The organism is Litoribacter ruber (assembly GCF_018449405.1).
Lineage (GTDB): Bacteria > Bacteroidota > Bacteroidia > Cytophagales > Cyclobacteriaceae > Litoribacter > Litoribacter ruber.
This window is the reverse complement of sequence record NZ_JAHCMY010000008.1, coordinates 1-22,115: the sequence shown is the minus strand read 5'-3', so window position 1 is coordinate 22,115 and position 22,115 is coordinate 1. Positions and strand designations below refer to the sequence as shown.

Genomic DNA, 22,115 nt, shown 5'->3' with positions numbered 1-22,115 from the left:
TAGAATTGAAAATTTTTAAGGATAAATACCTTACTGATATGAGAAAAGAACTGAAATTAGTACTGAAGCCGGAAGAGGCGTTTCAGGAGCAGGTTTTGCGTGATATCCTGCTCAGGCAGGCAGGGGTTTCACCGCAGGAAAAAAGCGCGGATGTCCGCGTTTTGAAGCGCTCCATTGATGCGAGAAGCCGGCGCCAGGTCAAGGTGAATATACAGGCTGAGGTGTTTGTCAAAGAAACACCTCCATCACGCCTGACCAACACTTTTGATTATCCCAATGTCAGCAATGCCCAGCAAATGATCATCGTTGGTGCTGGTCCGGCGGGACTTTTTGCCGCTTTGCGGGCTATTGAGTTGGGGGTTAAACCCGTTGTGATTGAAAGGGGCAAGGATGTAAGGGCCAGGCGCCGAGACCTTGCCGCCATCAACAAAGAGCATAAGGTAAACCCCGAATCCAATTATTGCTTTGGCGAAGGGGGCGCAGGAACCTATTCCGATGGTAAGCTTTATACCCGCTCCAAGAAAAGAGGAGACATCAGAAGAATTCTCGAAATTATGGTTGCCCATGGGGCCACCGAAGAGATTCTGGTAGACGCCCATCCGCATATCGGGACCAACAAGCTACCCAAGCTAGTAGAGGAATGGAGAGAAACCATCCGCAATGCTGGGGGGCAGGTACTTTTCGATACCAAAGTCACCGACCTTGTTATTGAGGGAAATGAACTCAAGGGTGTCGTGACTCAGGATGGCGAAAAAATAACCGGTATGGGAGTAGTTCTGGCAACAGGCCACTCTGCGCGGGATATATTTCACCTATTGCATGAACATAAAGTCCTGATCGAAGCGAAACCTTTTGCTTTGGGAGTCAGGATAGAACATTCCCAAAATCTAATCGACCAAATCCAATATCATTGCGAGATTGACCGCGGGCCATACCTGCCAGCTTCTTCCTACAGCTTAGTGGAGCAGACTATGTTTAAAGGTAAGCAGCGGGGGGTATTTTCCTTTTGCATGTGTCCGGGTGGATTTATCGTGCCTGCCGCCACCGCACAGGAGGAATTGGTGGTAAACGGGATGAGCCCCAGCCGGAGAGATAGCAAGTTTGCCAATTCCGGTATGGTCGTGGCTGTGGAGCTGGAGGACCTGCCTCAATATCAAAAATACGGGCCTTTGGCAGCCATGGAGTTTCAGGCAGAAGTGGAAAGAAATGCCTGGGTTTATGGCGGCAAAACACAAGTGGCACCTGCCCAACGCATGCAGGATTTTGTCAATGGAAAAGTCAGCAACTCCCTGCTGAGCACTTCCTATCAGCCGGGCTTGGCTTCTGTGAATATGCACGAAGTCTTGCCAGATTTTGTGGCGAGCAGGTTGAAGGATGCTTTTCTGGCATTTGGGAAAAAAATGAGGGGTTATCTGACCAATGAGGCCCAAATAATCGGTGTGGAAAGCCGTACCTCATCCCCTGTGAGGGTTCCGCGGGACAAGGATACTTTTGAGCATCCCCAATTAAAAAGACTTTATCCCTGTGGAGAAGGCGCAGGATATGCAGGTGGCATAGTTTCAGCTGCTATGGATGGGGAAAGATGTGCAGAAAAGCTCATCGAACAATACCACCGCACTAAATAATGACATGATGACACCAAAAAAAACGGTAATACTTGGGGCAACGACCAACTCCAGCCGCTACGCATTTGTAGCAGCCAACATGTTGGAGGAATATGGGATGGAATACATCCCTGTGGGCATAAAAACAGGAAAGGTTAACGGAAAGGAAATTCTTGACCTAAGGCAAAAGCCTGAGGTACCAGATGTGCATACGGTCACGCTATATATTGGAGCCAGAAATTTGCCTGAGTGGCACGATTACATTTTATCTCTACATCCCAAAAGAATAATATTCAATCCGGGTACTGAGGATCAGTCGCTTATGAACAAAGCCAAAGAGCAGGGTGTGGAAACTGTTTTTGGCTGCACCCTGGTCATGCTGAGGTCCGATCAGTTCTAATTTTCACCGCCTTCGGATTTTACCTTCCAAATGAGGAAATTTCCTCTAATTTGGCGGTTTTTCGCCAAAAAAGCCGTATTATTAAAGATTGAAAAACTTTGAATAACTGAGGCCCCATGCCTCCTTTGAGAATGTTATTGAGATTACTATGAGTCAAGAAAATGAAAACCGCGCGGATTACGGCGCGAGTAATATTCAAGTCTTAGAAGGATTAGAGGCCGTAAGAAAAAGGCCCGCCATGTATATTGGCGATGTTGGTGTAAAAGGGCTTCACCACCTCATTTGGGAAGTTGTAGATAACTCAATTGATGAGGCTTTGGCCGGCCATTGTGACACCATTCATGTTACAGTTTTAGAAGACAATTCCATCAAGGTGGAGGACAACGGTAGGGGGATTCCTACCGACCTGCACAAAAAAGAAAATAAATCGGCACTTGAGGTCGTGATGACCGTGCTCCACGCCGGTGGTAAGTTTGACAAGGATACCTATAAAGTTTCCGGTGGTTTACACGGTGTGGGGGTTTCCTGTGTGAACGCACTTTCCACCCATTTAAGGGCTACGGTTCATAGAAACGGGAAAATTTTCGAACAGGAATACTCCAAAGGTATTCCCCAAACAGAAGTGACCGAAATTGGGACTACCGAGAAAAGAGGTACCATCATCCACTTTAAACCCGATGGGGAAATTTTTCAACATACGGAATACAAGTACGAAACCATTGCCACTCGATTGAGAGAAATGGCATTTCTTAATGCCGGTATACGCCTTACCCTTACTGACCTTCGTGAAATAGAAGAGGATGGGCAGCCTAAGTCTGAGGAGTTCTTTTCCGAAGGCGGATTGGTTGAATTTGTTCAATACCTTGATGAAACCAAGGAAAAGATCATAGCGGAGCCTATCTACATTGAATCTGAGAAAAACAGTGTGCCCGTACAGGTGGCCATGAGTTATAATTCCTCGTATTCTGAAAATGTGGTTTCTTATGTCAACACCATCAATACCTATGAAGGTGGTTCACACGTATCCGGTTTCAGAAGAGCCCTTACCAGAACACTAAAAAGCTATGCCGATAAATCTGGTATGCTTGACAAGCTCAAGTTTGACATTTCAGGTGATGATTTTAGAGAAGGTCTTACGGCGGTGATTTCAGTAAAAGTAGCCGAGCCACAATTTGAAGGACAGACCAAAACCAAATTGGGTAACTCCGATGTGGTGGGGGCTGTGGATCAGGCTGTGTCAGAAGTTTTGCAGATTTGGCTTGAGGAGCATCCAAAAGAGGCGAAAATCATCGTTGGTAAGGTCGTATTGGCCGCTCAGGCACGTCACGCGGCAAAAAAAGCCCGTGAGATGGTGCAGAGAAAGAACGTGCTCGGTGGAGGGGGACTTCCAGGAAAGCTCGCCGATTGCGCCAACAGTGACCCGACTGTCTGTGAATTATACCTTGTCGAGGGAGACTCTGCGGGTGGATCTGCCAAGCAGGGCCGTGATCGTGATTTTCAGGCTATTCTGCCTCTTAAAGGTAAAATCCTTAACGTGGAGAAAGCCCATGAGCATAAAATTTATGACAATGACGAAATTAAAAACATACTGACTGCCCTTGGGGTTAAGTTTGGTACGGTGAACGACGAACGTGAGCTGGATGTCACCAGCCTTCGTTATCACAAAATAATAATCATGACGGATGCCGATATTGACGGTTCCCACATCCGTACCCTTATTTTGACCCTGTTCTTTAGATACATGCGACCTTTGATTGAAAAGGGATATGTCTACATTGCACTTCCTCCGTTTTATTTGTTAAAAAGAGGAAAAGAGGAACGCTATTGCTGGACAGAGGAAGAAAGAAAGGAAATGATCAAGGAATTGGCCAAAGATGGGAAAGAGGAAAGTGTTTCGATTCAGCGATATAAAGGTCTTGGGGAAATGAACCCTGAGCAGCTTTGGAGTACCACCATGGATCCAAACACGCGTACCTTGAAACAGGTTACCATTGAATCCGCAGCAGAGGCTGACCATTTATTCAGTATGCTGATGGGAGACGAGGTAGCACCCCGAAGAGATTTTATCGAGAAAAATGCCAAGTACGCCAAAATCGATACTTGATAAGCGTTTGTCGAAAGATAGCAGAAAAGGGGCCATGGGCCCCTTTTTTTATACAAATACCTTATATTTATAAGGCAGAATTTGAGACAGATTCAGAAAGGATTTTGCCAAACTGATATGGAAATGAAAGTAGCTCAGCAAGATAAAATAGAACAGTTAATTTATAGCAGTGACCTGATCAGCAGGGATTTGAGTTGGCTCAAATTTAATGATCGTGTATATGATCAATCCACCAAGGAGACCCGTTCGGTTTTTGAAAAGCTGAAGTTTCTGGCCATTGCCGCTTCCAATTTGGATGAGTTTTTCATGATTAGGGTAGGGTCCCTATATAATTACTTGGATTATGATAAAGAAAGGGTCGATTATTCCGGTCTTCGGGAAGAGCCCTTCAAAATGAAACTGATGCAGGAATGTCAGGATTTTCATGCCAAAATCCAAGATCACTTTCAAAACAGCTTGTTGCCGAGTCTCATAGACTCCGGTTTCATGCTAAGCAATGTGCGAAACCTCCTGCCCGAAGAGCAAGAATATATCAAAGAATATTATTTTAAGGCGGTTTACCCCATGTTGACTCCCATGGTTTTTGATGGATACCATACCTTTCCCATATTGATGAACAAGCTCCTGATATTTGGAGTGGTAACAATCAGTCCGGGAGACAAAAAGGATAACCGCAAACTTTCATTTGTTCAGATTCCATCCAATATCCCGAGGTTTTTCGAAATCGAAAGGGAGGATCTGGTGATTTATGTCCCTATTGAAGAGGTTATCAGAGTGCATATTGTGTCCTTGTTTAGGAATGTTGACATCGAATCCATTAACCTTTTCAGGATTACCAGAAACGGTGATTTCACCTTGGAGGAAAGTGAGGACATGGACAACAACTTCCTGGAGGAGGTGAAAAGGAAACTTAACGCCAGAAAAACCGGGCGCGTGGTCCGGATCGAAATTGAGGATGGCTACAGCCAATGGATGGTCAACCTGCTGAAGGAGCGTTGGGTAATAAAGGACGACAGTATTTTTACCGTAGCCAAAACCAGTATGCTCGATTTTACAGGGTTGTGGCAAGTGATAGGCAACAAGCGTTTTAAGGATAAAATCCCGCCAATACCCGATCCGGTTCCGCCGCTTTCTTATCCTGATGCCAGCACGGAGGATGTGTTCCAAGTGTTAAAGCACCAAGATGTGCTTTTGCACCATCCTTACAACAACATTGACCCGATTTTGGATTTGCTGGAGAAAGCCGCAGATGATCCCAATGTGATGGCCATTAAGATGACCATCTATCGTTTGGCGAAGGATTCCAGGATCACTTCTGCTTTGTTGCGGGCAGTGGAGAATGGTAAGCATATCTCGGTTCTTTTTGAAGTCAAGGCAAGATTTGACGAAGAAAACAACATGCGGGAGGCTAAAAAACTCCAAAAAGCCGGCTGCTTTGTGATATATGGGGTGAGTAACTTGAAAACCCATACTAAGCTTCTTTTGATCGTGAAAAAGGATGAGGATAGAGTGACCCGGTATGTCCACCTAGGATCAGGGAATTACAATGAAGATACTTCAAGGCTGTACACGGATATAGGTCTGTTGACTACCAATGAAATCTTGGCCAATGATGTATCAGAATTCTTTAATGTAATCACCGGACACAGCATGCCTACTACCTATAAAAACCTGATCACCGCACCTCGCGATATGCGAAATCAGCTGATCAATTTTATAGAAAATGAAGCTGAAAATGCCAGAAATGGTCTGAAATGTGGCATATTCATCAAGGTCAATTCTCTGGAAGATAGCGAGACCATTTATGCCCTTTATCGAGCCTCACAAGCTGGAGTCCCCATTAAATTGGTGGTAAGGGGTATTTGTTGTTTAAGACCTGGAAGAGTGGATCTGAGTGAAAATATTGAGGTGATATCCATAGTGGGTGACTTTTTGGAGCATTCCAGAATCTACCATTTCCATAACAACGGCGATTTCCGCACCTATGTAGGCAGTGCCGACATGATGGTGAGGAGCTTTGACCGCAGGTTAGAGTCGCTGTTTCGTGTGGAGTCCCCAATGCTTCAAAAACAATTGATGAATATTCTATCCTTCAATTTAAGAGACAATGTCAACAGTTATGTCATGCAGGAAGATGGAAGTTATGTGCCTAAGTGTCCTGCAGAAGGCGAGGAACCCTTCAATATCCACCGGGAGTTTTTCCACCTGGACATCAACAAAGTCAGAGAAGTCAAACTGATCGATTAAAAAACTGGCCTTTCAAGTCTATTTAGCTTGAAAGGCCAGTTTGTTTTTGCATCTCCGGTCTTTTTATTTATTCCGCTCATACAGCAAGTTCATCACCCCGTCTTTCAACCCCACATCAGGGACAATCATGCGTTTGGATTTGGCGGCTTTCATGGCGTGGAGGTATATTTTCGAGGCTGGGATAATTACGTCGGCCCGGTCATTGTTCAAATTCAACACGTTGACTCTTTCCTCAAAGGTAAAACCTTCGAGGTAATGCTGGATCTCCTGTATTTTTTCTATATGGAGATAGCGCTTGTTTTTTGAAGGTTTTGAAAGCTCAAATATCTTATTGATGTTGCCTCCAGTGCCGATACAGGTTATCTTTTGCTTTTCAGAGATGTTTTCTTGGATGAATTTGTCCATCTTTTTCCAGACCTTTGGGTCTTCCTGGCTGTCCATAGTGCGGACAGAACCGATTTTGAAGGACTTACTTGCAATTTTGTTTTTATCCTTATAGATATTGAGCTCGGTGCTTCCCCCGCCGACATCAATGTGGAGATAAGCCTTGTCGTCGATGTATGCGCCTAGCGCCTTATTGATGAGATCGGCCTCTTTGTTGCCGTCAATAATATGGATTTTCAGCCCGATATCCTCTTTGACCTCCTCTACGATTTTTCGCCCGTTTTCGGATTCACGCATGGCCGAAGTGGCGCATACCATGTAATCATCTACCTCATACAGGTCGATCAGGATTTTAAAGGCCTTCATAAGCTTCAAAAACTTTCTCCTGTTTTTATCGCTGATGTTTTTATGGTAAAATACATCATTCCCCAACCGCAAAGGGAATCGGAGGTATTCAAGTTTTTTGAAATTTATATTACCTTGATAGTTAATGACATTGGTAATTTGCAAACGGATGGCATTGGAGCCAATATCTACGGCAGCTAATTTCAATACGTTGTCTGGTTTTGGTTCCGGTTTGATTTTGGCAAATTGAAAAATGTAGGTTAAAATTCCTATGGATTTGAAAAAATAAAAACTAAAAGGGGAGTCCCCCCCCTTTTTAGTTTTTATCCCTTGACATAGCCAATAATACCACACCTGTGATCAAGGCAATACCGCCCACATAGGGGGGCCAGTTTATTGTTTCTTCCTGCTCGGCAGTCACATTGAGTGGACCGGCATCGATTATGGTCTCTTCGGTAGTATAGGAAAATCCTGTGATGATCAGCATGATAATCCCCAATACAACCAGTATCATTCCAAAGACTTTCATAGTGGTTAAGTTTGGTGCATAATGGTTACTGCAAAATATTGACCAAACTATCAGGATTTCAAGAATGAAATTGGTCTATTTTTCCAATGTTTGGTTAAAATGGAAAGAAATAAGGCATTAAAAGGGTTGCCAATACCCAGTATAACAAATTAAGCGGTGTGCCTATTTTAAGGTAATCCACAAATTTGTAATTACCCGGGGTGTAGATCATGGTGTTGGTTTGGTATCCCATGGGCGTCATAAAGCTCAAGGATGCCGCAAAGGTGACTGCCATCAAAAATGGCCTTTCGCTCACCTGCATGGAACTGGCCACGGCTATTGCGATAGGCGCCAAAAGGGCCGCCGTGGCATTATTGCTCATGATGTTGGTGGCCAAAAACGTGATGCCAAAAATAACACTCATTATAACTGTAGGGCCAAATTGACCCAGAGATTCGGTCAGGCCTTTGGCCAGAAGGTCTGCCGCGCCAGTCTTTTCCAAAGCCACTCCCATGGATAAAATTCCAGCCAACATGAAGATCACTTTCCAATCAACCGCCTTATAGGCCTCTTCGGCAGTCAGGGACCTCAAAAGTATAAGCAACACGCAACCTGTAATGGCAGCCACCGCTATAGGGAATATTTTGAAAGTGGCCAGCAAAACCACCAAAGCCACAACGCTCAATGTCAAGATCATTTTTTTCCAGCTGAACTTGAAAGTTGGTTCCTCCGATATGATCAGCAAATCCTCCGAGCTGTTTCGGATCTTGTTGATCATTTTGTCTTCTGACCTGATCAATAATACATCTCCCGCCGACATTCTGGAATGGGTCAATTTGGTGGACTTGATGTCATTTCGATGACGGATACCCAAAACGGTATTGCCACTATAAAAATCCCTGAAGTTGATGGATTTTAGCGTTTTGTCCACCAGGTAAGAATGCGGTGTGACCATGGCCTCATACAGTTTGGTGTTGCCGGTTTCCAAGTCCTCATCGGTAAATTTCAGGTCCACCTTTAGGGATACCCCGGGGTGATCTTTGATTATTTTAAGGGTTTCCTTATCACAACTTATCCGTATGGTATCGCCTTCTTTAATGACAGAATAAGGATATGCATTTAAAACTTCTCCGTCTTTTCGCACAATCTGCAGAGCTTCTATTTCATGCTCACTGAAGAATTGGGAAGTTTTGATAGAGGTCCCAATGTCTTTAAAATCTTCCTGTATGCTGATTTCGGTAAGGTAATCCCCAAGGTCGAAAGTTTCCGTCAAATCCCGTTTTGCCGGCCTGTCTGGGCTCAGCCATCTGCCGATAGTGAGCATGTATGCCAGGCCCGATACAAGGAAAACCAGGCCCATTCCGCTCATTTCAAAAATCCCGAAGGGCTGTAAACCGTTTTTCTCGGCGATTCCACTGACCAAAATGTTGGTACTGGTGCCTAAAAGAGTGCAAACCCCGCCCATGAGGGCGCCGAAGGAAAGGGGCATCAATAGTTTGGATGGGGAAATACCGGTGTCTTTAGCTATTTTGATTACAGTAGGCATCAGAATGGCTACTACGGCTGTATCATTAATAAATGCAGAAAGTCCTCCAGCAAATGCCATCATGGTGAGCATAAACAAGAATTCATTCTTTTTGCTCATCCTGAGAAAAACCTTGTTTAAATTGTTTAAGGAGCCGGATTTAAAGATTGCCGCACTCAAAACAAACATTGCCCCGACCGTAACGGTGGCTGAATTGCTAAAGCCGGAAATCCCTTCTTCAAAAGTCAGGATCCCTGTGACCATAAACAGCGCCATGACCAGAACAGAAACGGTATCAATAGAGAATTTCTCTGTAAAAAACAGAACCATGGCCAAAATGATGATGGCAAAAACTGCGGTGATTTCTCCGGTCATTACATTTTATGGTAATAGCCTTTTCGCATCTTTCTCCTTACACGGAAGAAGTTAAAAAAGCCAACAATTATTAATACGATACTTATGGCAAAGGAAAAATAGCCTAAACTACTAATGTTGGCTAGATCTTCAACCTTAACAAGTGCTGTGCCACTTACCAGAAAATATAAGCTTGTCCTGATATAGGAGAGCAAAGTTCTTTCATTGGCCATTCTTGTTCTTTGTCTTGCCAGATAATCCCTAATGATGAGCGTAGTTTCTTCAGCCATTGCATTTAAAAATTAACTTTATATGGTTATATTTGAATATCCTATATTAAATATACTAATAATATGAAAAATTATTTACTAATTGTATTTTTTCTGCTATTTGCAGCTTTTCCTTCAAAATCACAAGTAATTCCCGCTGATTCCATACTTATTAATACCTTGGAACAAGGTTTTTGGACTAGTGACTTTAGTGTTGGGATCAATTTTAATCAGGCTTCTTTCAGCGGAAACTGGAGAGGTGGAGGTATCAATTCCATCGCCTTTGGTGGTATAGTGGCTGGAAAAGCCAATTACATGAAAGGCAAAATGACCTGGGATAACGAAGTCGAGTTGCTCTACGGTATAGTCAACAATCAAGGAGAACAATCCCGAAAGCAAAATGACCGGATTTTTATGGACTCCAAAGTCGGGTATCAATTGACGGGAAATTGGGGGGCCTTTTTCTCTGCCAACTTCATTTCACAATTCGCTCCGGGTTACGACTATGATACTCCCGAAAGATTGATGATCTCTGATTTTCTTTCACCGGGTTACCTTACCACGGGGTTGGGGATTGAATACAAACCTAACCAGGAATTTAACCTGCGTATAGCACCTCTTTCGCCAAGATTTACATTTATGAGAAATCAGGAATTGTTCCTAAATGTGCCGGATAATTATGGTGTACCAATCGGAAGCAGGATGAGAACGGAGTGGTTGGCTTTCCAATTATTCGCTACTTGGGATAAGGACATCACCGAAAATTTCAATATCAGGTCTAGGTATATGATGTTTGCCAATTACGAAACCTTGGAATGGCAAAGAATAGATCACCGATTTGACCTCACCTTAACCGCCAAAATTACGGAGTGGGTTAACGTGACTTTTACCAGTATAAACCTGTATGATTTCGATCAGGACCCGAATGTTCAGTATAGCCAGGCGCTAGCAATTGGTTTATTGTATAAAATTGGTAATAAAAAGTAAGCACGCTGAAAGATTTTACTTGAATTGTTTTGCTATTTGGAAAAAGTTGTTAAATTTGTTCTAATTGTGGTAGTTAAATAATAGTTGGTTTAGTTTTCATTATAAAGAGCAGGAAAATTTTTCCTGCTTTTTTGCTTTAAAGCTTTTTCATTCCGAACAAACCTATTGGATTTGCGTGAACAGTAAAGCAGAGAAAATTGAGACGTTATGGATTATTACGAAAAGGAGATTTATGGGGATATGCTTTATTGGGAGAGGAAAATAACCAGAAAACCCAGTATCATAGGCAGTCTTCCCAAAGCCGTCCAAAACAAAATCAACAACTGGCTACCCGAAAAATTCCATCAGGCCATTACAGCCATAGTTGAAAAGATGGTAAAAGGAATTCAGCTCGGTACTTCCATGTTCACTTCCAGTCTTGAGCCAAACACACCCCTCGCCATCCGGGAAAAACTTGTCAGCGATAAAATAAAATTTTATAAGAAAACCGCCGCTGTGGAAGGCGGAATTACGGGAGCCGGTGGGATTATCATGGGATTTGTAGATTTTCCGGCTTTCTTGGGTATCAAGTTTAGGATGCTGATGGAAATTGGTTCTTTATATGGTTATCACGTTTCCGATTTCAGGGAAAGATTGTTTTTACTGCATGTTTTCCAGTTGGCCTTCTGCACGCATGCCAAGAGACTAGAGGTGTTGAATTTAATCAAAAACTGGGAAAAATACAGCCATAAACTTCCTTCCAAGATTGAGGATTTTGACTGGAAAACTTTTCAATTGGAATATAGAGATTATCTGGACCTAGCCAAGCTGGCGCAACTGATCCCCGTAATCGGGGCAGGAGTAGGGGTTGTGGTCAACTACCGCCTGGTCAACCATCTGGGGGAGACCGCCATGAACTGCTATCGACTTCGCTACTTTTCCCAAAAGGAAGCTCAAAATTTATGATATGACCAAGCCATTACTCTTTATATGAATATCCCGACTAGGATCCGGTAATCATTGAAACTGCCAGAAACTTGGACTGATGCTAGTATGGAACTTTTGTTCGGTCTTCGGTCACCCGTCTTCCGTCCTGCCAATCAATGAAAAATAGGCTACTTGCATGATTAAGGATAATCAATATAATTTACTTTATCACCACCAACTTCCAGTCTGGAGGCTGATTTTTCCAATTGACACTAAACATTTCCTCCTCTTCATAATTGGTGATCTCCAAATCAATTTTAAACTTCTGCACAGCGAGACCACTGATATTGATGAATTTTATATAATCAGGTAAAATGGGCTTGAAGAAAGATATCTCTTTTTTTTCGGGCCGGATTTTAATCTGTAGCAAGGCCTCCAGTAGCATAAATACAGCCCCAACTGCCCAAGCCTGTGGCGAGCAGGCCACGGGGTAGGAGGTAGGTCCTTCGCGCTCCCTTCTTTCCAGTCCGCAAAAAAGCTCAGGCAACCGCTGCAGCTGGATAAAATGGCTGGCATCGAATAGCCCAGTGAGGAGCTTCACCGCCTCTAGCCTACATCCATATCTGGCCATCCCGGCGGCTATCATGGCAACATCGTGTGGCCAGACGGAGCCGTTGTGATAGGAGAGGGGATTATAGCGGGCTTCCTTGGAAGAAATGGTCCTCACGCCCCAGCCGCTATACATGTCTTCTGCCGTCATGGATTTGGCCACCAGCTTTGCTTTAGAGTCGTCGGCTATGCCGGTATAGAGAACCTGGCCCGCATTAGAAGACTTTACACGGCATGGCTTTTTGTTTCCATCCAAAGCCAAAATATAGCAGTTCATCTCCTTGTCCCAAAATGCTCTGTTAAAGTCCATCTTTAACTGGCGTGCTTCTTTTTTCCATTTCAAAAACAACTCACTTTTTCCCAAATGCAGCGCCATTTTGGAAGCCTGAATCTTTGCGGCAAATACATATCCCTGCACTTCGCAAAGGGCTATGGGCGGCTCGGCCAGCTCACCATCTTTGTAGAAAATGGAATCATAGCTGTCTTTCCAACCTTGGTTGGTCAGCCCGTTCTTGGCCTTGTGTTTATATTCAACAAAGCCATCCCCATCCAGGTCCCCATATTTATCCACCCACTCTAAGGCTGCTTCTATGTTGCTCCAGATGGATCGTATGGTTTGTAAATCACCAGTTCGGGAATAATAAGCCCCTGCAAGCATCACAAAGAGCGGAGTGGCGTCTATTGTTCCATAATACTTCTTGAAGGGTACTTCATTTAAGGCTGACATTTCCCCTCCGCGTGTTTCGTGCAGGATTTTGCCTGGCTCCGCATCAGCTTCCGCATCTTCAATGGTCGACTGATGGGCCGCCAAAAACTTCAACACATCCTTGGCCACCTGAGGTGCAACCCACAAAACCTGCAACGCCGTAATGATACCATCACGTCCAAAGGCGGTGTTGTACCAAGGCACCCCGGCATAGGGGTATTTGCCGTGTGGTGTTTCGGCTAGCAAAGATGCCAAATCGGTTTTCGAACGGTTGATCCAATGGGTGAATCGCTCATTGGAGGAGAAAATGTCAGGAAAAAGTGACTTGGTACTTTCAATATCAGGCATCAATTCCTCTTTTATCACGTGAAATGCCTTTGGTTTTTTGATCTCCTTTTCTACTTCTCCTTTTATAAAATGGATACTGAAGTTAAGGTAAACCGGATTTTGTGGCTCCAAGGTAAGGTCGTAATAGAGAATGCTTTCCTTTTTATCAAAGGTAAAATCAATCTCCGAAGTCAGCACGGTGGTTCGCATTACATTGTCCAGACCTGTATAGTTGATGAGCAATTGATTTTGGCCCCTCACTTCAGGTTTATTTAGCGTCCCTCTTTTGGCCCTTTTGGCCCCTCGAACTTCGAAAATGTCAGAGAAGTCTCCGTTAATTAGGATGGAAAGTTTGACAGTATGTGTAATATCCCCGTAGTTTTCCAGCTCAATCCTTTCGTGAAACTTCTCTGCCATCACGATTTGGCTTCTGCGCACATGAAGGGTCTCCTCCGGAACTACAGTCCCGCTTTTTAATTTTAACTTGGGGTTAGTAAGGTCCACCGAGAGGATTTCGTTTTCCTCTTTGATGTTGGAACTGAGTAGGATAAATGGAAGGTTTTCCAACCTCAATTCCAAATGGTTGATGTACCGGGTGTCTTCATGAAATATGCCCTGGGCCTTGCGTGCGCCCGGGAAAATGTCCCCGCTGCGGCTGAAAATCCCAAAGGTGTTGCAGTCATTTAGGATTTGCACTCTGTCATCGGCATAGGCCGATTCATGGAGGTAATTTGCACTTGATGCATCTTGAGCCATGATGTTGAGGTTTGAAGGTTGAAGAAAATTTAACCGGCGAGTTTAGTATTGGGCTTACCGAAAATTGGATGTATGGGTTTATGCCGATTCAGAAGCTTTTCATACACCTTTACATAATTACTAGCCATCACTTTGGCGCTGAATCTCTTCTCAAAAATCCGCCTGATTTGACCCCGGTCCAACAGCTCAATGTTTTCCAGCGCTTTGACCGCTTCCTCTAAACTATTTACTATAAATCCTGTCTCTCCTCGGTCAATCACTTCGGGGACTGATCCTCGGTGATAGGCAATTACAGGCGTACCACAAGCCATGGCTTCTATCATCACCATCCCAAATGGTTCAGGCCACTCGATTGGAAAGAGCAGTGCTTTGGCATTTTTCAAAATTTCACCTTTCTTTTCTTCGCCCACTTCCCCAATAAATTCCACGTGAGGTTGCTCCATGAGGTGGGATATTTTGGTGTCAAAGTACTCTTTATCCACCTTGTCGATTTTTGCGGCGATTTTTATATTTATCCCAGCCCTTCTGGCAATCTCGATGGCGCGGTCTGGCCTTTTTTCATGGGAAATCCTCCCCATAAAAACCACATAATTTCCTTCACCAGAACCCTTTTCGTAAAGGTCAAAGGGTAATCCGTGATAAATTGTCCCTTGCCAGTTTGCCCGATTAATTGGCAAACGCTGGGAGTTGGAAATGGACACCACCGGTTGGCAGCCAAATTTCTTATAAATGTATTGAAGTTCGGGTAGGTCAAGCCTGCCGTGTAAGGTGGTCAGGTGGGGCTTGGGGTTGCTGAAGGTAAATGGAAAGTGAAGGTAATCGGTATGGAAATGCAGCAGGTCAAACTCTTCGATCCGGTCGATCACTTCCTGCATTTGCACAATATGATGGGCAAGTGGGTCAAAAGTCTGTCCCAACCTCAAGGCCTCGTTTGTATGGGCTATCAAACGGGCTTTGGTCACACTGTCACCAGAAGCGAACAAAGTCACCTGGTGGCCTTGGTTGACCAGCTCCTCAGTGAGGTAGCTGACAACTCTCTCCGTTCCGCCATACATTTTTGGGGGCACAGATTCATAGAGCGGAGATACTTGTGCTATTCTCATAGGCAAAAGATTAATCGGTCATTACAAGGTTTTAGCAAAACCTTATAGTGATCGATTAATCCTAGGCCTCAATCTAGGTGCCATTTGAAAACAACTATTTGGCAATAGAGGGTTTGAACTGTCCCAGCGTCAAAGTCTGTAGAATGCCTTTGTTATAAGATTTGGTATTTTCTGTAAGAGCTTCTACAAGCTTTTTGGCCAAATGTCGGTGATGGTGGTAATTATAGAGGTATTTTTGGATGCTTTCCCGTTTGGCAATAATTTGCTCTTCCGTGAGATTATTAATTTTATTTTTTAATTCTTCGGCAGAATCATACGTAATTCCCAAATTGTGTTTGGTAATAATCTGGTCAGGATTGACCTTATTTGTGGTCAATATGGGCGTATGAACCTGCATGGCTTCCAGGAATGTATTGCTAAAGCCTTCAAATAGAGACGTGTTGAGCAAGAATTTGGCATTGATCAAATATTCGGTTACTTCGGTCTTTTGCAGAAAGCCCACAAATTTCACATTCGGAAGCTTTTCAAGCTTTTGGATATATTCCCTGGTTTTGGAGTCAATGCTTTTAGCAGGCTCACCGGCCACAACAAACTTTTCGTTTGGAAGGAGGGAGGCAATTTCATAAAGCAATCCCAGATTTTTCACCGCTTTAAATAAACCCAGCCATAAAATGTGACCTTTCCAGGCATAGCTGTTGGTTGTGGACTTGTATTCTATAGGATTGGTGATCTTTAGAATTTTGTTATTAGGATATTTTTCCTGCATTTGCCCAAATTGGTATTCGTTTTGGCAAATGATGCAATCTGCAAGGTTAAATGCATTTTGAACTACTATTTGGTGTGGCTTGGAATATTTTCTCAAGAACCTGTCGTCTACCATGGCATCACTGGATATTCTCATTAGGAATTTAATGCCTAGTTTTTTACAGATCAATGCCAAAACCATGGACTGCCAACCAGGTACGCCTTGATATAAAAAGTCAGGATTGTATTCCCTGATTTGATCGTGGATGAAAGGAATTCTATAACTCACCCATCTTATCCATCTCATGCCTTTCTTATCATCATAGAGAGGGATGAGCTTGAGGTTTCGGTACTCTGACTTGAGTTTGTCTTTTGGAACATTGGTCATCAGCGCCACTTCATGGCCCTCTTCCAATAAGCCTTTTACCCAGTTTAAAGCCTGTACGGCAGCCCCGCCGGTAGGTTTTTCATTTTCTAACAGCAGGTTGATTATCTTATCATCGTAAAAAAGAAATCGTGACATATCAAAAGTTTTTTGAACTGGGTAATTCAAAAACCTTTCCATTTTTAAAAAAGAAAGCCGGATCCCCGGCTTTTACTTATACTAAGTTCTCTTTAAAAATCTGAAATCTTTCTACAAACTGCTTGGCAGCAGGGCTGTTGCTGACGAGATAGCTCTGGAGCAATCCTGACTCACTTTTGAGGTTTATTCTGGCGTATTCCAGCACTGGCACCATGTTATTGACTTTAAAGCGAAGATCTCTTTTGCCGTTTTTATTGACTTTTTCCCAAGTCTTCCCTACGATAGTGGCGTCTACGGGTGGCAGGTCAAATTCTGTCCAAATTTGTTGCTTATATTCCAATTCCAGATCCTGGAATCGAAGTATGCCCAGCCTATCGTTTAACCCCTTCACCAAAGCAAAACCGGGATAAATATATAAATCCTCGCCTTTCTTGTTGTGAAAGTGCATGGCATTGGCAGTGGCGTGAATAAAGTCTAATTTTGCATAGTTCAAGAGTATTCTTTCTCGATTTTGACTTATTTCATTCGCCTGTCTTTTATCGTCGAACTTATTTGGTGTGCAAGAACTGATGTCCCAGATATTTTCTGCGTTCAAAAGTCCAAAATACGCTTCCATTAACTTTTTGTAATCATATTCCATGCTTTTGTCCATATCTAGGGAAAGGTCAATATGGCAAACGTCCAAATCTTCCTCAATTTCCCTGACAGTCTCTTGAGCCTGTTTTACTTCCTCATCAAACTTGCTGATGAGAAAGCCTACAAGAAGCAATCGGCCAATCGTGCGTGAAATTTTTTTATGCTTTAAGTTTTTCTTGGCCTTGTGAAGTTCTGTTTGAAGTCTTCCCCTTTCTTCATAGCAGGCTGAAAGGTTATGGGCCAATTCTCCCAGCTCGCTAGAAGTGTATTCGCTTGGACATGCATCGTACAGTAGGTCATCTATTTCCTCAAGGGCGATGTGTTCAGAAGTTAGGATTTGGGTGGAGGAGGGTTTTCTGCTTCTTCCAATTCTTTTTCGGTCATAAATCCCAGTGCCAGGAATGCCTGTATTTAAAAAACTTCCATTACGGCCAATATTGACGCTAGCACCGGGTATGCCTATAGTTGTGCTAATACCGGTCTTACTGAAATTGAGAGTGACACCGGGGAATAACTTGGTTCTTTTTCTGAACTTCATAAAAGGGGAATTTAGAGTGATAAAAAATTTATTTTAAAAAAAGGTGAAAGGAACTGCGTAAGGCAGTAAACCAATTGCTAATCTAATATATTGATTATTCGTGGCTTATAAAAGTATTTTTACCAGAAATTATCAAAAAAGGACTAACTTAAAAGTGTAATAGGGATAAATATGCTTTGAAAAGTGATAATACTTCGGGTAAATGGGTTCTAAAGTTAATTTTTTAATCTAAAAATTTTTATAAAAAGCTATTCAAACTATTGGAAAGTTCAAAAATATCACCGTATATTAGCACTGAAGATCAAGGAGGGAGATTGGCTATTTTTTTGCTTTCTTCAACAAAAAATATTTGTTCTTTAAAATTGATTTTGATTATGTACCCGAAATTCTATTATTTAAGCTGTATTTTTTGCGCTTTACTTTTAGCCACCTCATGCCAGCAAAAAGCGCTGGTAGGGGAAAGCAACGACCGATTTGATGTGAGAAATGTGCGAGACTCCATTCACTTGGGTGAATACAATGAGATCGCAGAATTGAAGCTTAACCTTACCAAGGACCATTTCCTCAAAGAAGTTAAGCTCAATGTAAGTTCTCAGGATACATTACAGAGTCTGAGAGTTTACCAAATGGTGGAGAGTGGCACAGGATTGCAGAAACTTCCCATTGCGGCACTAAATGAAGTGACCGGTGAGATAGTGGTATATTTGGATAAGGATCTTTCGGCTGGGGAACATACTCTTGTAGTAAGTATTTATCCCAAGGAAAAAAGTGTTGACCAGGATGTGAGGGTAAGCTTTGACCATATCCTGTCAGATAAAGGTAGAATAAACAATTCAGCCGATGTAGGGCCTGGAGTATATAATATTAAACGGATTACCATTCCCTTGGAGATGATTCAAGAGGATATAGAGATTGAGGGATAACTTTTTCAACTGGGATTGATTGATTTTTTATAAAAAATCAAAGACTCCGCGGCTTCTGGCTGCGGAGTTTTTCTTTATACCAGACAGTTGTCCAGTACCATTTCCAAATACTCATTTTCACTCATCAGCTGTATGTCATCCCTTAACTCTCTTTGCTTAAGAAAAGAGGCTACCTTTTCGGGACCGACATTTTCGCTACCATACACCAATAAATTTGTTTTACCATTGACGGCTGCTTGCACACGGAAGCCCATATTTGAAGCATAAGTTGCCAATTCCATTCTCCTGATTTGAAAAATACCGGAAAAAACTACCCTGCCCATCTCATTGCCAGTGTTGGCATTGAGGGCTGCAAATGACTCTATTCTGTTCCAGTCTTGCTGAACCAGTACTGTGTCGCGGGTGTGGCCACGCCAAAAGATAATCTGATGGCCATTTAGCTCAATCTCTCCCGTTTCCATGAGCTCCTGCGCCAAAGGATTTTTTAATTTCCGGTCCTTTTTCATCAGCTTGTCATATTCCAGACAGTACTCATCGGCCAGGTTCATAAGGTTTTCGTATTCGCTATCGCAGCAGTCCTCCACATATCTCCTGTATTCTAAATATTCCATGAAATAATTGTAGTCCTCGGTATCCTCACAATTTGCCTCAGAAATTAGGGGAGATAAAAACAATACAGGCTCGAGTCTGCAGACATCAAAGTCACTATTAATAAGGTTGTGTACGGTCCGTTCCCATGAGCTTACTTTGTCCACAAAGGCTTTCACTATGAACTCCGAGTCGCGATGGTGTGGTTTCATGCCGGCCACAAATGCCTTGTAGCACTCCGGAATGGAGGTTTCAGGTGTGAAATGCAAGGTCAGCTCAAGGGCTCTCCTTACCAATTGATTGTTGAGTTGAATAGTCATATTGGGCTTATAAAAAATCAGGTGTAAAAATTTTAGTCCAAGGTACTTAAAAGTTTAATAATAAGTGTCATAAATCTTTTAAAACTAAAAAAAGCTTACACGGAAAGTGTAAGCTTTTTGGTGTGTACCCGGAAGGATTCGAACCCTCAACCCTCAGAGCCGAAAAAACCCCTTAAAAACGCTCTAAACCCACTTTTTATAATTAAGACCGTAGTTTAAAATCCTTGTTTCTGCATGTTTTGTGACTAAATTGCGACTAGATTTTCATGGGTAAAAACGGCATTTCCAGCTAGTTTAGACGGTTTTTTAGCCTTTTTTATCTGTGGACTGTGACTAAATTTTAAACCCTTAAAAAAGCGATTATGAACATCAAGCCAATTCTGAAAAATGTAAGCGCAAAGACAGGAGTGGGTACAGTGTATGTAGGTGTTGATTTCTACAACCTTAGCAGTAGGGAGCAGGTGTTTTTTAAAACCCCTATCAAGATTGAAAAGAAGTACTGGAATCCTGCTGGTAAAATCAAACTGCACCCAAACAGGAAGGAACTAACCGACCATTTAAACAGGGAGATTAAGGAAGTATTCAGCTTGATTGATACCCTGAAAGCCAAAGGTGAAGAAGTGACAGCCGATAGCCTTAAAATGACTAAGGAAGTGAAGAGGGTAGGGGTGAAGGATTTGATTACCCTTTCAAAGGAATATGTTTCTTTAAGGATGGACTTTAAGCAACCCATGAAAAGGAAGTTCAATAATCTTATTACGAGAATGGAAGATTTCACCAAGGGTAAGAAGCTGTATTACTCCCATATAAATCAAAGGTGGGTAAACACCTTTATTAAATACCTACAGACAGAATTTCCAAAACATGAAAACCCACAGCTAAGAAAGGTACAGTCACCTTCTACAATCCACAAGAGCTTTAGGTTGCTGATTCAGATTCTGAACCATTACCATAAAACAGGGCTGATTGATGATAAATTTAAGAACCTGAATTTCCCCAAAACCTTCAGGCAAAAGAAAATGGTTTTTGTGGAAGATGAAATAAAGCAGATACTAGGATTCAACCCACCGACTAAGTCCCTTCAAAAGGTAAAGGATTTAGCCCTTCTGCAACTGTTTACAGGGCTAAGGTATTCTGATGCAGTTAAGGTGAACAAAGCCAATATTATAAACCAACAGCTTCACATTACAGCCACCAAAACACACCAAAACATTTACATTCCGCTTCACCCTGCATTAGTGCAGTTGTTTGAAAAATACAATTACGATTTCTCACCTCTGAAAATCAGTAACCAGAAATACAATAAATACCTTAAGACGCTGGTGGAAGAAGCAGGGGTCACCAGTAAGGCAGAACATGTGATTTTTAAGGATGGGGAACATGTCACAGTCCAAATGTTTAAATATGAGCTGGTAGGGAGCCACACCTTCAGAAGAACCTTCATTACCAATGCCATTATTAAAGGTATTCCACTGCATGTTATCCAATCCATTACGGGACATACCACCTTAGACCAGCTAACAGAATATGTGAACATAGCAGACAGCATTAAGGCTAGGGAAATCCATAAAATGAATGAGCTGTTTAAGGTGGCTTAAAAAGTAGGTGCTTTTTGACACTAAACAAAGAAATGAGCCACTGTAGAAAGGTGGCTCTTTCAATTTATTTCAAAATACTTTTTAAGAACATACCCAGCTTTAGGTTCACAGGTATCTTTATCAAGGTATGTAATATGGAAGTAATTATGATAGATTTCCACTACAGTTACTTTTTGACCTTTATACACCAAACCAATTATCTGCGAGTCTTCTTTTGGAACGAACATTAAATCAACATCCACCTTCGCCAATGTTGAGCTATAAATTGGTCTTACCTCCTGTTCAATCTTTTCAAAAAGGCTTTTTTGCAAATTTTCAATTGACACCTTTGTTTCTTCCACAGCTTGTTTATTACTAACATCAGTTAATATCGAAACCATTCCTTGAAGAAAGGAAAGTAATGTTAAAATGTACATCACCTTATCTGTAATTGGCAATTCCTTAAATTTGCCCACAAAATCAAAACCCAGAAATGTAGAAATCAAATTTTCAACACCCTGTTTTATTGATAACTGTGACGATTCAAGTTCATCAGGTTGCTTAAGTATGATTTCCCCATTTTCTTCTGCTGAAATCCGTTCTACCACCATCCTCTCCCAATCAATATTATTAAAAGGTGATTCCTTTAGCAGGTCATTAATTTTAGCTAAATTACTGTTTAAAAGAATTTTGCTATATGAAAAACCAGGATTGTTTAAAAAGGGATTAATCCCAATTGACTTTGAAAGGGAATGAAAAGGAGATACGCTTGCCAAAATCGACCTATTCCAAATTGCCATAGCGTTATTCAAATTCTTGGCATTTTCTGCCATCACTTTTTGAAAAGCATCCAACCCAGATAAGTCAATTTTTGAAGTAATCTGTGATTCTAAGGATTTGGTAATTTGCTGAAGAGCAGAAAGCATTTGATTAGTCTCTTCTACTTTTGTCCTTAAATGGATATTACTGAAAACTTGTTGACTGTGTATCATACCCTTACTGTTGAAAAAGTAAAACTAAGAAAATATTTTAATCATACACACCTCAAAACCCTACCTTCCAGTAGGGTTTTTCTTTGTCAAAAATAATTAACTTTTTCCTTGACTGGTATTCAATAAAACATTATCTTTGT

The 22,115-nt window shown here is 42.2% G+C and carries 18 protein-coding genes; 8 read left to right on the top strand and 10 right to left on the bottom strand.

The window, feature by feature from the left end:
* The first annotated feature begins 38 nt into the window (after positions 1-38).
* The 4 genes from KI659_RS13605 to ppk1 all read left to right on the top strand — a co-directional run bounded on the left by KI659_RS13605 (position 39) and on the right by ppk1 (position 6,355).
* A complete protein-coding gene (locus tag KI659_RS13605) occupies positions 39-1,625 on the top strand; it encodes an NAD(P)/FAD-dependent oxidoreductase (RefSeq protein WP_213945914.1) in 1,587 nt (528 codons plus the stop codon).
* Between the two features lie 4 nt (positions 1,626-1,629).
* Entirely contained in the window at positions 1,630-2,004 is a 375-nt protein-coding gene (locus KI659_RS13600) for a CoA-binding protein (RefSeq protein ID WP_213945913.1), read from the top strand.
* A 148-nt stretch (positions 2,005-2,152) separates the two neighbouring features.
* Complete coding sequence (gyrB, locus tag KI659_RS13595; protein ID WP_213945912.1) at positions 2,153-4,108, top strand: DNA topoisomerase (ATP-hydrolyzing) subunit B; 1,956 nt, start codon at positions 2,153-2,155, stop codon at positions 4,106-4,108.
* 123 nt (positions 4,109-4,231) lie between these two features.
* Positions 4,232-6,355: a polyphosphate kinase 1 gene (gene ppk1, locus KI659_RS13590; protein WP_213945911.1), complete on the top strand. Its 2,124-nt coding sequence runs from the start codon at positions 4,232-4,234 to the stop codon at positions 6,353-6,355.
* 63 nt (positions 6,356-6,418) lie between these two features.
* Here ppk1 and KI659_RS13585 read toward each other — a convergent pair whose 3' ends face one another.
* The 4 genes from KI659_RS13585 to KI659_RS13570 form a co-directional block, all read right to left on the bottom strand.
* Positions 6,419-7,291: a Ppx/GppA phosphatase family protein gene (locus KI659_RS13585; RefSeq protein ID WP_213945910.1), complete on the bottom strand. Its 873-nt coding sequence runs from the start codon at positions 7,289-7,291 to the stop codon at positions 6,419-6,421.
* Between the two features lie 109 nt (positions 7,292-7,400).
* A complete protein-coding gene (locus KI659_RS13580) occupies positions 7,401-7,613 on the bottom strand; it encodes a hypothetical protein (RefSeq protein ID WP_213945909.1) in 213 nt (70 codons plus the stop codon).
* A gap of 94 nt (positions 7,614-7,707) precedes the next feature.
* Positions 7,708-9,492: an SLC13 family permease gene (locus KI659_RS13575; RefSeq protein ID WP_213945908.1), complete on the bottom strand. Its 1,785-nt coding sequence runs from the start codon at positions 9,490-9,492 to the stop codon at positions 7,708-7,710.
* Positions 9,492-9,761 (bottom strand): YidH family protein, encoded by a 270-nt coding sequence (locus tag KI659_RS13570; RefSeq protein WP_213945907.1) that lies wholly within the window; start codon positions 9,759-9,761, stop codon positions 9,492-9,494. The genes KI659_RS13575 and KI659_RS13570 overlap by 1 nt, the downstream gene beginning before the upstream one ends.
* A gap of 63 nt (positions 9,762-9,824) precedes the next feature.
* Here KI659_RS13570 and KI659_RS13565 point away from each other — a divergent pair, with 63 nt between their 5' ends.
* Positions 9,825-10,727 carry a DUF3078 domain-containing protein gene (locus KI659_RS13565; RefSeq protein WP_213945906.1) on the top strand — a complete coding sequence of 301 codons (903 nt, stop codon included), beginning with the start codon at positions 9,825-9,827 and terminating at the stop codon, positions 10,725-10,727.
* A 207-nt stretch (positions 10,728-10,934) separates the two neighbouring features.
* The gene (locus tag KI659_RS13560) at positions 10,935-11,672 is read left to right on the top strand and encodes an EcsC family protein (RefSeq protein WP_213945905.1); all 738 of its coding nucleotides are present in this window, start codon (positions 10,935-10,937) and stop codon (positions 11,670-11,672) included.
* Positions 11,673-11,853: 181 nt separating this feature from the next.
* On the opposite strand, the gene KI659_RS13555 is transcribed toward KI659_RS13560, so the two are convergent.
* From KI659_RS13555 to KI659_RS13540, 4 genes are all read right to left on the bottom strand, one after another.
* Positions 11,854-14,031 carry an amylo-alpha-1,6-glucosidase gene (locus KI659_RS13555; RefSeq protein ID WP_213945904.1) on the bottom strand — a complete coding sequence of 726 codons (2,178 nt, stop codon included), beginning with the start codon at positions 14,029-14,031 and terminating at the stop codon, positions 11,854-11,856.
* A 29-nt stretch (positions 14,032-14,060) separates the two neighbouring features.
* Complete coding sequence (locus KI659_RS13550; RefSeq protein ID WP_213945903.1) at positions 14,061-15,134, bottom strand: glycosyltransferase family 4 protein; 1,074 nt, start codon at positions 15,132-15,134, stop codon at positions 14,061-14,063.
* A gap of 94 nt (positions 15,135-15,228) precedes the next feature.
* Positions 15,229-16,401 (bottom strand): glycosyltransferase family 4 protein, encoded by a 1,173-nt coding sequence (locus KI659_RS13545; protein ID WP_213945902.1) that lies wholly within the window; start codon positions 16,399-16,401, stop codon positions 15,229-15,231.
* Between the two features lie 76 nt (positions 16,402-16,477).
* Positions 16,478-17,575, bottom strand: coding sequence for a DUF4236 domain-containing protein (locus KI659_RS13540; RefSeq protein WP_213945901.1), 1,098 nt, complete (start codon positions 17,573-17,575; stop codon positions 16,478-16,480).
* Between the two features lie 374 nt (positions 17,576-17,949).
* Here KI659_RS13540 and KI659_RS13535 point away from each other — a divergent pair, with 374 nt between their 5' ends.
* Positions 17,950-18,498, top strand: a complete 549-nt coding sequence (locus KI659_RS13535; RefSeq protein ID WP_213945900.1) for a hypothetical protein — start codon at positions 17,950-17,952, stop codon at positions 18,496-18,498.
* 74 nt (positions 18,499-18,572) lie between these two features.
* Here KI659_RS13535 and KI659_RS13530 read toward each other — a convergent pair whose 3' ends face one another.
* A complete protein-coding gene (locus tag KI659_RS13530) occupies positions 18,573-19,406 on the bottom strand; it encodes a BRCT domain-containing protein (protein ID WP_213945899.1) in 834 nt (277 codons plus the stop codon).
* A gap of 362 nt (positions 19,407-19,768) precedes the next feature.
* On the opposite strand from KI659_RS13530, the gene KI659_RS13525 reads away from it, so the two are divergent.
* Entirely contained in the window at positions 19,769-21,004 is a 1,236-nt protein-coding gene (locus KI659_RS13525; protein ID WP_213945898.1) for a site-specific integrase, read from the top strand.
* 59 nt (positions 21,005-21,063) lie between these two features.
* Here KI659_RS13525 and KI659_RS13520 read toward each other — a convergent pair whose 3' ends face one another.
* Positions 21,064-21,975, bottom strand: a complete 912-nt coding sequence (locus KI659_RS13520) for an SH3 domain-containing protein (protein WP_213945897.1) — start codon at positions 21,973-21,975, stop codon at positions 21,064-21,066.
* Positions 21,976-22,115: the final 140 nt, after the last annotated feature.

What these genes read in the sequence shown, in the direction of transcription:
- ppk1 (WP_213945911.1), top strand. Translation starts at nt 4,232, where the DNA reads ATGAAAGTAGCTCAGCAAGATAAAATAGAACAGTTAATTTATAGCAGT.
- KI659_RS13560 (WP_213945905.1), top strand. Translation starts at nt 10,935, where the DNA reads ATGGATTATTACGAAAAGGAGATTTATGGGGATATGCTTTATTGGGAG.
- KI659_RS13605 (WP_213945914.1), top strand. Translation starts at nt 39, where the DNA reads ATGAGAAAAGAACTGAAATTAGTACTGAAGCCGGAAGAGGCGTTTCAG.
- KI659_RS13530 (WP_213945899.1), bottom strand. Translation starts at nt 19,406, where the DNA reads ATGACTATTCAACTCAACAATCAATTGGTAAGGAGAGCCCTTGAGCTG.
- gyrB (WP_213945912.1), top strand. Translation starts at nt 2,153, where the DNA reads ATGAGTCAAGAAAATGAAAACCGCGCGGATTACGGCGCGAGTAATATT.
- KI659_RS13555 (WP_213945904.1), bottom strand. Translation starts at nt 14,031, where the DNA reads ATGGCTCAAGATGCATCAAGTGCAAATTACCTCCATGAATCGGCCTAT.
- KI659_RS13545 (WP_213945902.1), bottom strand. Translation starts at nt 16,401, where the DNA reads ATGTCACGATTTCTTTTTTACGATGATAAGATAATCAACCTGCTGTTA.
- KI659_RS13575 (WP_213945908.1), bottom strand. Translation starts at nt 9,492, where the DNA reads ATGACCGGAGAAATCACCGCAGTTTTTGCCATCATCATTTTGGCCATG.
- KI659_RS13565 (WP_213945906.1), top strand. Translation starts at nt 9,825, where the DNA reads ATGAAAAATTATTTACTAATTGTATTTTTTCTGCTATTTGCAGCTTTT.
- KI659_RS13600 (WP_213945913.1), top strand. Translation starts at nt 1,630, where the DNA reads ATGATGACACCAAAAAAAACGGTAATACTTGGGGCAACGACCAACTCC.
- KI659_RS13570 (WP_213945907.1), bottom strand. Translation starts at nt 9,761, where the DNA reads ATGGCTGAAGAAACTACGCTCATCATTAGGGATTATCTGGCAAGACAA.
- KI659_RS13550 (WP_213945903.1), bottom strand. Translation starts at nt 15,134, where the DNA reads ATGAGAATAGCACAAGTATCTCCGCTCTATGAATCTGTGCCCCCAAAA.
- KI659_RS13520 (WP_213945897.1), bottom strand. Translation starts at nt 21,975, where the DNA reads ATGATACACAGTCAACAAGTTTTCAGTAATATCCATTTAAGGACAAAA.
- KI659_RS13525 (WP_213945898.1), top strand. Translation starts at nt 19,769, where the DNA reads ATGAACATCAAGCCAATTCTGAAAAATGTAAGCGCAAAGACAGGAGTG.
- KI659_RS13535 (WP_213945900.1), top strand. Translation starts at nt 17,950, where the DNA reads ATGTACCCGAAATTCTATTATTTAAGCTGTATTTTTTGCGCTTTACTT.
- KI659_RS13580 (WP_213945909.1), bottom strand. Translation starts at nt 7,613, where the DNA reads ATGAAAGTCTTTGGAATGATACTGGTTGTATTGGGGATTATCATGCTG.
- KI659_RS13540 (WP_213945901.1), bottom strand. Translation starts at nt 17,575, where the DNA reads ATGAAGTTCAGAAAAAGAACCAAGTTATTCCCCGGTGTCACTCTCAAT.